10 protein-coding genes are annotated in these 13612 nt (G+C 73.4%); 7 read left to right on the forward strand and 3 right to left on the reverse strand.

What is annotated here, in order from left to right; all coding sequences use genetic code 11:
* The first annotated feature begins 27 nt into the window (after positions 1–27).
* Genes ACFY4B_RS08910 through ACFY4B_RS08925 form a run of 4 tightly spaced genes read left to right on the forward strand, consistent with a single transcriptional unit; the run spans position 28 to position 5730 of the window.
* Positions 28–972, forward strand: coding sequence for a PHP domain-containing protein (locus ACFY4B_RS08910; RefSeq protein ID WP_387966976.1), 945 nt, complete (start codon positions 28–30; stop codon positions 970–972).
* Positions 969–3560 (forward strand): lantibiotic dehydratase, encoded by a 2592-nt coding sequence (locus ACFY4B_RS08915; protein WP_387966977.1) that lies wholly within the window; start codon positions 969–971, stop codon positions 3558–3560. The genes ACFY4B_RS08910 and ACFY4B_RS08915 overlap by 4 nt, the downstream gene beginning before the upstream one ends.
* Complete coding sequence (locus ACFY4B_RS08920; protein ID WP_387966978.1) at positions 3557–4831, forward strand: MFS transporter; 1275 nt, start codon at positions 3557–3559, stop codon at positions 4829–4831. Before ACFY4B_RS08915 ends, ACFY4B_RS08920 begins: the two co-directional genes overlap by 4 nt.
* Entirely contained in the window at positions 4828–5730 is a 903-nt protein-coding gene (locus ACFY4B_RS08925; protein WP_387966979.1) for a phosphotransferase family protein, read from the forward strand. Before ACFY4B_RS08920 ends, ACFY4B_RS08925 begins: the two co-directional genes overlap by 4 nt.
* 70 nt (positions 5731–5800) lie before the next feature.
* Here the strand turns inward: ACFY4B_RS08925 and ACFY4B_RS08930 are convergent, their stop codons facing one another.
* Genes ACFY4B_RS08930 through ACFY4B_RS08940 form a run of 3 tightly spaced genes read right to left on the reverse strand, consistent with a single transcriptional unit; the run spans position 5801 to position 10608 of the window.
* On the reverse strand, positions 5801–6130 hold the full coding sequence (locus tag ACFY4B_RS08930; protein WP_387966980.1) for a hypothetical protein: 330 nt from the start codon (positions 6128–6130) through the stop codon (positions 5801–5803).
* A 19-nt stretch (positions 6131–6149) separates the two neighbouring features.
* Complete coding sequence (locus tag ACFY4B_RS08935) at positions 6150–10256, reverse strand: polymorphic toxin-type HINT domain-containing protein (protein WP_387966981.1); 4107 nt, start codon at positions 10254–10256, stop codon at positions 6150–6152.
* Positions 10257–10305: 49 nt separating this feature from the next.
* A complete protein-coding gene (locus tag ACFY4B_RS08940; RefSeq protein ID WP_387966982.1) occupies positions 10306–10608 on the reverse strand; it encodes a hypothetical protein in 303 nt (100 codons plus the stop codon).
* Positions 10609–10677: 69 nt separating this feature from the next.
* Here ACFY4B_RS08940 and ACFY4B_RS08945 point away from each other — a divergent pair, with 69 nt between their 5' ends.
* From ACFY4B_RS08945 to ACFY4B_RS08955, 3 genes are read left to right on the forward strand one after another with little or no spacing between them, the layout of a single operon-like run.
* Positions 10678–11169 carry a hypothetical protein gene (locus ACFY4B_RS08945; protein WP_387966983.1) on the forward strand — a complete coding sequence of 164 codons (492 nt, stop codon included), beginning with the start codon at positions 10678–10680 and terminating at the stop codon, positions 11167–11169.
* 50 nt (positions 11170–11219) lie between these two features.
* On the forward strand, positions 11220–11738 hold the full coding sequence (locus tag ACFY4B_RS08950; RefSeq protein WP_387966984.1) for a hypothetical protein: 519 nt from the start codon (positions 11220–11222) through the stop codon (positions 11736–11738).
* A gap of 48 nt (positions 11739–11786) precedes the next feature.
* Positions 11787–13457: a trypsin-like serine protease gene (locus ACFY4B_RS08955; RefSeq protein WP_387966985.1), complete on the forward strand. Its 1671-nt coding sequence runs from the start codon at positions 11787–11789 to the stop codon at positions 13455–13457.
* Positions 13458–13612: the final 155 nt, after the last annotated feature.

Genomic DNA, 13612 nt, shown 5'->3' on the forward strand with positions numbered 1-13612 from the left:
ATCCCGGTCGGCGTGGAGGTCCCGCTGATGCGGGGGGCGCCCGCGACCCTGGCCACCCCGGTCGACCTGCACCTGCACACCCGGCACTCGGACGGGGACGAGGCGCCGGCCGACCTGGCGAGGCGGTGCGTCGAGGCCGGGCTGCGGGTGGCCGCCGTGACGGACCACAACACCCTCGCGGGCGTCGCCGCCTTCGAGCGGGCCGCCGCCGGGCACCTCACCGTCGTCCCGGCCTGCGAGATCACCACCACCTGGCGCGGCGAGGAGACCCACTGCCTCGCCTACTTCGTCGACCCCGGCGACGAGGCGTTCCGGCGGCGGATCGGACGCCTCCACGACGCCGAACTCGCCTGGTGGCGCACCTGGACCGACCGGGCGCACGCCCTCGGCGTGCCGATCGCCCGGGCCGACGTCGAACGGCGCCTCGGCGGCGACCGGGTGGCCTACGTCAACGACTACCTGGCCCTGCTGCTGGAGGCCGCCGGGGACGACCCCCGGTTCGCCCCGTACGCCGACGGCGACGACCGGTTCGCCCGCCTCATCGCCGACTGGTGCCGCCCGGGCCGGCCGCTGCACGTCGAACACCCCGTCAACCCCGACCTGGTGGACGTGCTGTCCTGGATCGAGCGGGCGGGCGGCGTCGCCGTCCTCGCCCACCCCGGCCCGCACACCGCCGGCCTGGACGCCCCGCGGTGCGCCGAACTGCTGGCGCCGCTGCGGGCGGCCGGCCTGGCCGGACTGGAGGTGTGGACCAGCTGGCACACCCCGGCCGACAGCGCCCGGCTCGCCGAGGCGGCCGGGCGGCTCGGCCTGGTCGCCACCGCCGGGTCCGACTACCACGGGGTGCGGGTCAAGCCCTGGGCGCCGAGCCCCGGCCTGCTGCCCGCGCTCCCCGCCGACCCGCTCGCCGTCCTGGACGCCCTGCACGACCGCCGTCCGCCCGTCCACTCGATCCCCCAGGTGAGGCCGTGACCACCGTCAACGATCCCCGGACCGCCGCCGAGCCCGGGGTGCGCGTCCCCTGGCAGCTCGCGCCGGTCGTCGTGCTCCGCCAGGCCGGCTTCCCGATGGAGCTGCTCGCGCCGCTGGCCGACCCGGCCGCCGCCGAGGAGGCCCGGGAGCTCGTCGCCCACGGGCAGCGGCTGAAGGAGCTGGCCGACGCGTTCAAGGCCGCCCTGCGCCGCCACCCGGTGCCCGGCGCCGCCCGGCTGTCCTCCCCCGCCGGGTTCCTGCTGCCGGTCCCCGAGCCCGAGCTGGCCGCCGCGGCCGCCGCCGTGCCCGCCGAGGAGGCCGCCGTCCTGCGCGCCTACCAGGACGCCGCCCGGCACTTCGCCGAGGAGCAGACCCGGTTCGCCGCCCGGCACCAGGACCGCCTCGACCGGGCCGGGGCCGCCGTCGTCAAGGCCTTCGGCGACGAGCGGCTGCGGCAGGTCCTGCTGCTCTCCAACGACTCCGCCTACCCCACCTTCGCCGCCTGGCTCGACGCCCACGACGGCGCGACCGGGCGGCGCACCCGCAAGATGACCGACCTGCTCACCATGTACCTCCAGCGGGTCACCACCAAGAACGAGACCCACTCGCACTTCGGCCCCTTCACCCCCGGCCGGGTCGGCACCGCCCCCGGCATCACCTGGTCCGGCGAGCGGGAGCTGGAACGGCGCGCGCTGTTCAGCCACTGGGCCGCGGAGAAGCTCGCCCAGAGCGCCGCCGCCGTCCCCGGCCTGCTCGACCACGCCCGCCCCCGGCGCCGCCCGCTGTCCTTCCTGCGCGACGGCCGGATCGACCTCTACGCCTTCACCACCCGCGACGGCCTGGACACCGACTGGGACTTCCAGCACCTCGGCGGGCGCCCGGTCGAACCGTACGAGGCCTGGCTGTGGCAGCACTGCGACGGCGAACGCACCCTGAGCGAACTGCGGCGGGCCTGGCAGGACGAGCAGCGCTGCCCCGTCCCCTTCGACGAGGTGCTCGCCGGACTCGCCGAGCGCGAATGGGTGGTCGTCGAGTTCGAGATCCCGATCGGCGACCACCGGCCGCTGGCCGCCCTGCGCGAGCAACTGCTCGCCGCCCCCGCCCCGCTGGCCGACCCGCTGCTCACCGCGATCGACGGCTTCGAGGCTGACCTGACCCGCTTCGCCGCCCTGCCGCTGCCCGAGCGCGCGGCCGCGCTCGCCGAGAGCAAGGCCCGGTTCGAGCAGCTGACCGGCGGCCCCGCCAACCGCAACAGCGGCCTGCACTACGCCGACCGCAGCATCCTGTTCGAGGAGGCCCGCGGCCGCCCCACCGACCTGACCGTCGGCCCGGACCTCGCCCGCTTCATCACCGACGAGCTGTCCATCGTGTACGAGACCGTGCTGGCCGGCCCGCGCCTGCGGATGCGGCGCGAACTGGTCATCCTCACCCGGTGGGTGGCCGACCGGTTCGGCCCCGGCGTGGAGATCCCGCTGGACGTCCTCTACGCCGAGTTCTTCCGCGACCGCGACGCCATCGCCCGCGAGTGCCTCGCCGTCGAGGCCGAACTCGCCGAACTGGACCGGGAGATCGGCGCCGCCCTGCTCGGCGAGGCCGCCACCGACCCGGACCGCTCCGAGGTCGTGGTCGACCGGGAGCGGATGGCCGCCGTCCTCGCCGCCCAGCCGAGCAGCCCGCCCGCCGTCTGCGACCCGGACATCCTGTTCGCCGCGCGGAGCCGGGAGGACCTGGCCGAGGGCCGGTTCACCGCCGTCATCGGCGACTGCCACGCGGTGCGGGAGGTCATCACCCACACCAGCTTCGGCCCGCTGATCCAGGAGCACACCCCCGAACTGCTCTCCGAGGTGTACCGCGGCTACCAGTCCCTGCTCGCCGACGACGAGGTGCTCGCCAACCTGTCCCGCGGCCACCCCGACAAGTCCTCCACCCAACTCGTCTACCCCTGCCACGACCTGGAGGTCTACGGCCGCTCCGCGCAGTCCCGCGACCGGGTGCTGCAGCCCTCCCAGCTCTACCTGGTGCTGCGCGACGGCCGGCTGGAGCTGCGCGCCCACGGCGTCGAGGGCCGGCTGCGCCTGATGGCGCCCCCGGCCGGCGGCCCGAGCATCCGGCAGGACCCGCTCTCCCCGTTCGCCTTCCCCCGCCACTTCGGCGGCGCCGGACTGGACGCCCCCGACCTGGCGCACATCCCGCGCATCCGCTGCGGCCGCGTCGTGCTGCAGCGCGAGACCTGGCGCATCCCCGCCGCCCGGCTGCGCGACACCGCCGCCTTCGGCCGCCAGACCGGCCGGGACGACGCCGCGCTGTTCGTCGCCGCCTGCCGGCTGCGCGCCGAGCACCGGCTGCCCCGGCACGTCTTCGTCAAGGTCCCCGGCGAGCCCAAGCCGGTCTACGTCGACTGGGAGTCCCCGCTGCTGGTCCGGCAGCTGGGCCGGCTGGCCGCCCGCGCCGAGGGCACCCTGGAGGTCTCCGAGATGCTGCCCGCCCCCGACCAGCGCTGGCTGGACGTGGACGGCCGGCGGTACACCAGCGAACTGCGCTGCGCCGTCTTCTCGGCCGGGAACCCCGCCGCGGAGCCGCGCGGGTGAGCACCGACACCGCCGTCCGCCCCTCCTCCGGCTACCACCGGGTCCTCGGCGCCGCCGCCTCCTCCGCGGTCGGTGACGGCATGCGCTTCGCCGCGCTGCCGCTGCTGTCCACCGCGGTGCTGGACGACGCCTTCCAGGTGTCCGCCGTCACCGCCGCGACCACGGTGCCCTGGCTGCTGTTCGCCCTGCCCGCCGGCGCGTACGCCGACCGCTTCGAGCGGCGGCTGCTGATGGTCCTCGCCGACCTGCTGCGCGCCGCGGTGCTGGTCCTCACCGTCCTGCTGCTCGCCGCCGACCGGCTGACCTTCTGGCCGCTGCTCACCTCCGCGTTCCTGCTGGGCGTCGGCGAGGTGCTGTTCGACTGCGCGTCCTTCGCGCTGCTGCCGAGCGTCGTGCCCAAGGACCGGCTGGAGTCGGCGAACGGCCGGCTCTTCGCCGTCCAGACCGTCGGCCGCGACCTGCTCGGGCAGGTCGTCGGCGGCGTGCTGTTCACGGTCGGCCGGGCCGTCCCGCTGGTGATCGACGCGGTCTCCTTCCTGGCCTCCGCGCTGCTGCTGCGCGGCGTGCGCGGGCCGGTGCCCGAGTCCGGGCCTGAATCCGGGCCTGCCGCCGAACCCGGGCCGGCCGCCGGGAAACCCCGCCTGCTGGCCGACATCCGCGAGGGCGTCGCCTTCGTCCTCCGCGATCCGCTGCTGCGCGCCCTGACCGTCTCCGCCGGGGTCATCAACGCCGTCTACCTGGGCCAGATCGCCGTCTTCGTGATCCTGGTCCGCGAGGTGCTGGAACTCCCGGACGCCGCGTACGGGGCTCTGCTGGCCGCCGGGGCGGTCGGCGGCGTGGTCGGCGGCGCGGTCGCCGGCCGGCTCAGCAAGGCCGTCGGCCGGGTCCCCGCGCTGGTCGGCAACCTGGCCCTGATGGGCGCCGCCGGCCTGGCCGTGGCCGCCACCGACCGGGTCCCCGTGGTCGCCGTCGCCTACGGCGTCACCGGCTTCGCCCTGATGGTCTGGAACGTCGTCGCCGTCTCCCTGCGCCAGACGATCATCCCGGACCGGATGCTCGGCCGGGCCACCGGCGTCTACCGGCTCTTCGCCTGGGGCACCATGCCCCTCGGCGCGCTGGTCTTCGGCCGGGTGAGCGCCTCGGCCGGGCCGCGCGCCGCCTTCGCCCTCGGCGGCGTGGTCACCCTGCTGACCTGCCTGCCGATCGCCTACGCCCTGCTGAGGGACAGCAGGGCGACCGACCGTCGCAAGACCACCGAGGATGCACCATGAGTGAGCGTTTCGCCGTACTGGACCGACTGGCCGGACAGTGGGGCCTGAGCGGCCTGGAACTCGTCGGCAAGGGCCTGGAGTTCACCGTCTTCCGGGCCCGGGCCCGGGACGGCGAACCGGTCGCCGTACGGCTCGCGCACCACCGCTTCGACTCCAACGCCAACGACCCGCACGTGGACACCCGCGCCCTGCTCGTCCAGGAGCACGCCATCGCCCGGCACCTGGCCGAACACGGCCTGCCCGTCGCCCGCGCCCGGGAACTCGTCCTCGCCGACGACCCCGACTCCCCCGACGTGCTGCTCTCCGACTACGTCCCCGACGACGGCACCCCGCTCGACTCCCACGCCCTCGGCCGGCTCCTCGCCCGGCTCCACCAGGCACCCCCGCCGCCACTGCACCCCGTCGCCGCCGAGGGCGGCACCACCGCCGAGGCCCTCACCACCCGGATAGGCCGCCGCTGGGCCGAACTCGCCCGCCTCGTCGCCGACTGGCCCGAGCCCCCGGCCCCCGACCTCCTCGCCCGGCACCTCTCCCCCCTCACCGGGAGCAGCCTCCTCCACCTCGACGTCCGCAGCTCCAACATCCGCCGCCACCAGGGCCGCACCACCGCCCTCCTGGACTGGTCCAACGCCCTCCTCGGCACCCCCGCCCTCGAGTTCGGCCGCCTCGCCGAATACGCCCGCTACCCCGAGAACGACCTCGACCTGCCCGCCCTCCGCGCCGGCTACGCCACCCTCGCCCCCGTCCCGGCCGAGGACGACCCCACCCTCCTCGCCTGCCGCCTCGACGCCGCCCTGATGCTCGCCCTGGTCTTCCTCTCCGAAGCCCCCGACCCCACCCGCGGCCCCACCGCCGCCACCCACGCCCGCGCCCTGGCCGAGCGCCTCAGCTGCCTGTAACCACCGACAACGCAGAACGCCCGGCCGGGAAACCCCGGCCGGGCGTTCTGCGGTTCGACGGAACTACCGCCTAGACGGATTCACCCGCTTCGAGGAAACCCCGGTAGACGATCGCCAGCAACGTCGCGTAGGCGTGTATCTCCCGCGCGACCGCCAGGTCCTCCCCCGCGTACTCCCCGCACAGGACACCGGCTTGAGTGATGATCTCGTCGAGTTCCGTCAGGACATCCGCACCCGACGGCCTGAACGCACCGGTCCTCATGAAGACGACGGCCCCCGTGGTGTGCTCGTGGGCGATCGCGAGATCGGCGCGGAGCTTCCCCAACTCCGGCGTTGTGGAATGCGGCGGATATGGAACGTGACTCCAGATGGTGTAGGCATCGACGAAGCTCAGTTCCACCGGTCGTCGCATCATTCTGTTACCGCCTCTTCGGGGGGTGGTACGTCACGACCCTACTGCGATCCATCGACGTGAACACCACTTCGTCCGTTGCCTCGTTGGTCCACGCCAGCCCCTCCAGCTTGTCCTCGTGGGCTCCGATGGGCTTTTTATTGACCTTCCAACCAGGGTTGTCCTTCAGGAAACCAGGCTTCGTCACACGCTCCATCGCCTCCTTGGCCGCGGCGATGTACTCCGTCTGCGACATGCCGTTCGGGGCCCCCTGCAACTTGTAGTGATACAGGAACTGATCGCTGGGATTGTCGAAGGTGCCGCGGTGGAAGACGCTCTCGACGTCGCTGCTGGTGAGCTTCTCCAGGCACAGCGGCTTGTTGGCATTGTGTACCAGCACCGGCGTGTCGCCCGCGACCACGTAGTACGTGTGAAGCTCGTCAACGGTGAGGTTGTAGGCGCCCTGGAGGGTGTTCCAGTGCCGGACGCTCTCGATTCGCCGGGGCTGGCCGGCCGGGTCGCGCAGTTCGTCGCCGGTCTCGAGGTCGACGGCGTCGATCCAGGCCTTCCGGTTCCCGGCCCAGAAGGGGTGGTGGTCGGTGCTGGTCAGGGAGCGTCCGGCACCCAGGGAGATGTCGGTGAAGTCCCGGTCGTCCGGGCCGTAGATGGTGGCCGAGACCCGGCGGGGTCCGGTCAGCCCGCTGACGGGATCGGTGGCGAGGACCTCGTCGCCGATCCTGACGGTCTCGATCGCGCGGGTGGAGCCGTCGCCCATGAGGACGGGGGTACCCGCCGCGAAGCTGTTCGGCACCGGGCAGGACGCGGGAACCCGCCTGACGAGCTTCTGGATGAACTCGACGGCCTTCTCGCCCCAGGAGCCGAACTTCTTCGCCCACCGGGCGAGCTTGGCGATGGCGGCGCCGTCGCCGATGAAGGGGATCGCCCCGATGCAGGACTCGACCGCCTCGGTGGTCCTGCCCTCAACGGCGTAGTAGGCGCAGTTGACGAGGTCGGCGATGTCGGCGAGGCCGGGGGCGATGACGCCGCCCGCACCACCGATCACGTCGAGGGTGAGGTGGATGGTCTCGGAGACGAGGCGGTAGATGGAGTTGGAGGTCTCGTTGTCCTCCTTCGCCTTCTTGATCTCCTCCTCGATGCCCGCGATCGAGTCCTGCTTCTCCTTCTCGATCTGGGCCTTGTAATCGGCCTCCTTGCGCGCCTCCTCGAGCCTTTCGGCCTCGGCCTTCTGCTCGGCGTCGAACTTGCCCTGGTAGTTGGCGCGGGCGTCGTCGGCGGCGGCCTGGGCGGCCGTCGCGTCCTTGCCGGCCGCCTCCGCGGAGGCCCGGGCATCGGCAGCGGAGCTGTAGGCGTCGGTCGCGGCCGACCGGGCCTGCCGGGCCGACTGCTCGGCCCTGTTGGCGGAGTGGACGGCGCTCGCGGCGTCGCGGTTGGCGGAGGCCTTGGCCGCGTTGGCCGTCTTCGCGGAGGCCGCCGCCCTGGCGGCGTCGGCCGCGGCAGCGTCGGCGGCGGCCTGGGCCTTGGCGACGTGCTCGGCGGCGGTGTTGGCCGAGGCCTGGGCCTGGGCGGCGTAGCCGTTGGCCTCGTTGGAGGCGTTGCGGGCGATGGCGGCGGCGGCCTGGGCCGTGGCCGCGTTCTTCTGGGCGGTCGCGGCGGCGGCGGTCGCCTGGGCGATCAGGCCCTTGATGTCGGCGACGTGCAGTGCGGCGAGCCGGTCCTTCTGCTGCGCGGTGTACTGGCCCTGGGCCACGAAGGCGCGCAGGTCCTGCACAGGGCCTTCGAGGGCGATCTTCGCCGCGGCCTTGAGCTCGGGCTCGGTGGCCGGGGCGTCCTCCAGCCGGGTGGCGGTCAGACGGTCGTCGGCGGCCTGCGCGTCCGACAGGCCCTTGCCGAGGAAGTCCCGCAGCGCGGTGGGGGTGTTGACCCGCAGCGCGGCGTCGGCGGCGGCCTTGACGGCGGGGCCGGCCTTGTCGCTGAGGCGAGTGATCGTCAGCCGGTTCTCCGGCGCGACGGCCTCGTACTGACCGCTGGTCAGGAAGGTGGCGAGCTGGGCGGCGTTGCCCTGCAGCGCGGTGTAGGCCGCGGTGCGGACCGCCTCGCTGTCGGAGTTCTTGTGGATCGCGGTGACACTGTCGCGGGCGTCGCGCTCCTCGGCCTCCCGTCGCCCGGTCTTCACGTAGGCGAACACGGCGGCGTCGTCACCGGACAGGGCGTCGACGGCCGCCGAGTTCCCCCAGGAAGCGGAGATCTTGCGGGAGACCATGGCGAGCTTGCGGCCGTCGGTGGCGACCTGCGTCGGGGTGGCGCCGGGCTGGTTGGCCAGCTGGGCGAGCCGCTCGGCCTCGGCCCGGGCCTTCTGGACGTCCCGGGCGGCCTGGTCGGTCTGGGCCTGCTTCGCCGTCTCGTCGGCCTTGGCCTGCCGGGCCTTCTCCACGGCCACCGCGGTGCGGTTGGTCAGGTCCTCGGCCTCGATGCGGCGTGCCAGGTCCTGGACCGCGTTGGCCTTGTCGACCGCGGTCTGGGCGTCTGCGGCGAACCCGGAGGCGGCGTTCGCGTGGTCGGTGGACTCCTGCGCGGCGTTCGCGCTCTGGCCGGCGTGCTCGGCGGCGTACCGGGCGGCCTGGGCCGCCGCGGCGGCGTGCTCGCCCGCGGACTTCAGGAGCGCCGCGGCCGTCTGCGACTGCGTCGCGGCCTCCCCGGCCAACTGCTGCGCGGCGGCGGCGGCGCGACCGGCCTCGACGGCCAAACGGCGGGTGGCCGCCGCGGCCTGCTTGGCCTTCGCCGACTGCCCGCCGGCGCTGTCCGCGTAGGCACCGGCTTGCTCGGCCGACCCCGCCGCGGAATCGGCGTTGCCCTTCGCGCTCAGCGCGGCACCCGCCGCGGTCTGGCTGTCGCTGAGGGCCTTGTCCGCGTGGACGAGCGTGTCCTTGGCGGCGTCCACCAGCTTCGCGGCCGCGTCGGCGGCGTCCGCCGCGACCCGCGCGTCGTGCGCCTTCGTCGCGTCACCGGCGGCCGCGGCCGCGGAGTTCCGCGCGGCGGCGGCGGCCCGCTGGGCACCGGACGCCGCGGCCGCCGCGTTCGACGCCGCGTAAGCCGCGGCGCGTGCGCCCGCGTTGGCCGCACGCGCGGCCGCCAGCGCCGTGTTCGCCGCCTTGCCCGCACGCTCGGCGGCCGTCGCCGCCTTGTTCGCCGCCTCCGTGGCCCTGGCCGCGTCGTTGCCGGCCTGCTGGGTCTCGGACGCGGCCAGAGCGGCGGCCTTCATGGCCTCCTGCGCCTCGTGGACCGCCTTGTCCTTGGCCTCGATGGCCGCGGCGGCCTCCTGGGCCGCCTGCGCGCCCGCGTCCTTCGCCTGCTGCACCAGAAGCGCGATGCTCGCGCGCTCCATGTCACGGTTCTGGGCGACGTACTGGCCGGTCGCGAGGAAGTCGCGCACGTCCTCGATCGACCCGTTCAGCGCGGCGCGTGCCGCCGCCTGGGTGTTCGTGCCACCCGCGCTGAGGATCTGCACCAGCTTGAGCCGGTCGTCCGAGTCCTTCGCCGGGAACTGTCCCTCGGTCAGGAACCGCTGCAGGTCGTCGCTGCTGTTGCTGCGCAACGCGGCGTCGCCGGCGGCCTGCAGGTTGCTGCCCGCGCCCATCGCGGGGTCGGTGAGCCGGGTGATCCACAGCCGCCGGTCGGCGTTGAGAGCCTCCTGCCAACCGCTCTGCAGGAAGGCGCGCAGCTCGCCGGCGGTGCCGCCGATGGCCTTGTCCGCGGCTTCGCGGACCTTCGGCCCACCCACACTGGAGATCTGCGTGGCGGCGAGCAGGTCGTCAAGACGCTGGGCGCCGGCGAGATCGTTGTCGACGAACCGCTTCACGTCCTGGTCCGAGCCCGCCAGCACGGCTTCCGCGAGCTCGTGGACGCGGGGGCCACCGTTGAGCCAGGCCTCGACCGTGATGTCGCGGGCGCTCCGCTGGAGCTGAGCGTCGGTCGGCTCGACGGCCGAAGCCGTCGAGATGCCCGATCCCACCAGCCCCGCCGTCAGAGCCAGCGGCAGCAGGCCCAGGGAGAGCCTGCCCAGCAGCGGCGGCCTTCCCCTCCCCCGCCCCCGTGACCGGGATATCGAATGGTGCATCAGAAAACCTCCACTGTCGGCATCGGCCGATTCACGGCCGCAGCGGAGCCTACGTCAGATGACGGTACGACAGAACGTTCACGAAGTCAGAAAGTTGCTCGAATACCGGCCAATGAAACACCTGCCAAAGGGCAAAGCCAAGCAAATGCAACCGCATCACCGATAGGCGCCCAACGGCTTGGAAAGCATGACATTCCGCCTGGCCAGAGCCTAGAAAGTGCTTGTCGAGCCGCCAGCCCATCTGGTTCGATGGCCCGGATTCCGGCCGCGGCACCGAGGGCGTCGATGCGGCAACTTCGGCTACTTCCACCGGCAATGACGTCTCGTCATTGCCGGTTGGTTCGCCCACCATTCAGGCCGGTCGCCCGATTCCGCAGATCCGCCCGTCAGGGCAACACCAGATGAACGAAAAGGATTAGGCATGGCAAAGCGCTTGTCCCGCTTGCTCGTTGGCGGTGCGGTCGCCGTGGCCGCCACGCTCGGCGCCACCGCACTGGCCTCCGCCGACGGCACTCCGGCGGACAACTCGGCCGCGCCGGTGGCGGTCGAGGACTTCAACTACCCCGGCCCGGCGCCGTACCCCAACGTCAAGCTGCTGCGCGGCGACGGCCACATCGTGCTGTCCGACTGCGCCGTCGACAGCCAGATCAGCGTGTTCAGCTTCGACCTGCCCAACGCCGGCGGCAACCAGATCTGCTTCCGCGCCACCAGCACCACCGGCTACCTCGCCCTGGAGGTGCCCAACGTGTTCCGCATCCGCACCGACGCCTACTCGCTCAACGCCAAGCTCACCAGCGTCGACGGCGCGCAGAGCGTCGACATCGCCAAGGGCACCGCCCTGCCCGTCGGGATCGGTAGCGGCTCCGGCAACGGCAAGCCGGCCGCCCTGCTCGAACTGCGCGTCACCGGCTGACCAGCACCGGCCCGTACCGCTCCCCGCTCACCTTCCCGATGGAGCCCCAGGTGACCCACACCCCCCTCCGCACGGCCAGAAGGACCGGCCGCGCCACCGCAGGCCGGTGGCTGGCCGCCGCCGCCGTGACCGCCACGGCCCTCGCCGGCGCCACCACACTCGCCGCAGCCGACACCACCCCCGCCGACAACTCCGCCGCACCGCCCGCGGTCGAGGACTTCGCCTACCCCGGCGCCGCCGCCATCACCAAGGTGAAGCTGCTGCGCGGCGACGGCCACATCCTGCTCGGCGAATGCTCCAAGCCCAACCAGATCCAGGTCTGGACCATGGCCCCGGGCAACCCGGACAACCAGATCTGCTTCACCGTCTCCGGCACCACCGGGTCGCTCACCCTCGAGCTGCCCCAGGTCTTCGCCATCCAGACCTCCGGCGGCCGCGCCGTCCGGGCCGGCCTCACCGACGGCACCACCCAGCAGACCCTCGAGGTCCCCAAGGACGGCTTCCAGCCGGTCGGCAAGGGCAGCAACGGCAACGCGACCAGCCTCCTCGAACTGACCGTCACCGGCTGACAGCCACCCGCGCATCCACCTCCCACCTCTCACCTCCGGGAATCCCCTATGCCTCGCAACTCCTCGACCCGCAACCTGCGGGCCGGCGCCCTGGCCACCGTCCTCGCCGCCGGCGCTCTGACCACCCTCGCCACGCCCCCGGCCGGCGCCGTGGTCGGCGACGCGGCCGCCAACGACACCTACGCCTACACCGCGCACCTGGCGATCGGCGACAACCTGCGGGCCTGCACCGGCACGCTGGTCGACCGCAGCTGGGTGCTCACCGCCGCCTCCTGCTTCTCCGACGACCCGGCGCAGCCGCAGGCCCTGGCGGCCGGCAAGCCGAAGTGGAAGACCACCGCGACCATCGGCCGCACCGATCTGACCACCGGCGCCGGCAAGACCGCCGAGATCGCCGAGCTGGTGCCGCGCGCCGACCGCGACCTGGTGATGGCCCGTCTGGCCACGCCCGTGGACGGCATAGCCCCGCTGCGGGTCGCCACCGCCGCGCCCGCCACCGGGCAGTCGCTGCGCGTGCCCGGGTACGGGCGCACCAAGGACGAGTGGGCGCCGCTGAAGCTCCACACCGGCGGGTTCTCGCTGGACACCGTGAGCGCGACCGGCATCGGCACCACCGGTACCGGCGGTGCGGCGATCTGCAAGGGCGACACCGGCGCCCCCGTGGTCCGTACGACCAACGGCAAGGCCGAGCTGCTCGCGGTCGCCTCCCGCTCCTGGCAGGGCGGTTGCCTGGGCGTGCCCGCCACCGAGACCCGCACCGGCGCCTTCAGCTCCCGGGTCGACGACATCGCCGGCTGGGTGCAGCAGACCCGCGCCAAGGCCATCGGGTGGAAGACCCAGGCCCTGGTGCGCAGCGACACCAACCTCTACGCCGCGACCCGCCTGTACGACGGTTCGTGGACCCCGTACCAGGACGTCCAGGCCGCGGCCGGGAACATCGGCGGCGTCCGCGCCGTCACCTCGGCCGGCATCGACACCAACACCCACGTCCTGGCCCTGGGCGGCGACGGGCACCTGCACCACGCCATCCGCAGCCTCGACGGCAGCTGGGGCCAGAAGTTCATCGACGTCAACGCCAACGTCGCCGACCTCGGCAACATCACCCAGATCGCCGCCACCCCGGTCGGCGCCGATCTGCACATCGTGGTCGTCGCGAACGGCACCCTGTTCCACACCGCCCGCTACGGCAACGGCCAGTGGAGCGGGTTCAAGGTGGTCACCGACAACACCGGGCCGCTCAACGGCATCACCGCCATCTCCGCCGGCGGAACCGCCTCCGGGGACCTGCACATCGCCGCCGTGTCGGGCGGGAAGGTCTACCACACCCGGCGCAACGTCAGCGGCGCCTGGTCCCTCTGGGGATCGGTCTCCGACGTCGCCGGCGCCACCGGGCCGGTGACCTCCGTCGCCGTCACCCGCCAGAACAACGACCTCGACCTCGCCACCGTCGCGAGCGACGGCCAGTACCACACCCTGCGTTACGCCTCCGGCGACTGGTCGCGGATGAACTCCCTCGTCGACGTCATCGGGAAGGTCACGGGCACCGGCATCAGCGCCGCCACCGTCGACACCGACGCCCAGTTCGCCGTCACCACCAACGACAACAAGGTCATCCTGACCGCCCGCCACCTCGATGGCACCTGGGCCGACCCCGAGTACCTCGACCTCGCCGCGATCCCCGGCAACCACACCGGCACCGTGATCACCAGCTCCATCTGATCCACGGCCCGCCGGCGGGCGTCCTGGTGCGGGAGCGGACCGCCGTCCCGCACCGGGGCGCTCCCGTGCCGGTGTCCGACGGACCGTCACACCTCGGTCCGCTGAGGGTGGTCGGGCAGTCCGATTTCCGGACAATCCTCCTCCGCCCGTTCACG

This window comes from Kitasatospora sp. NPDC001261 (assembly GCF_042896795.1).
Taxonomy (GTDB): domain Bacteria; phylum Actinomycetota; class Actinomycetes; order Streptomycetales; family Streptomycetaceae; genus Kitasatospora.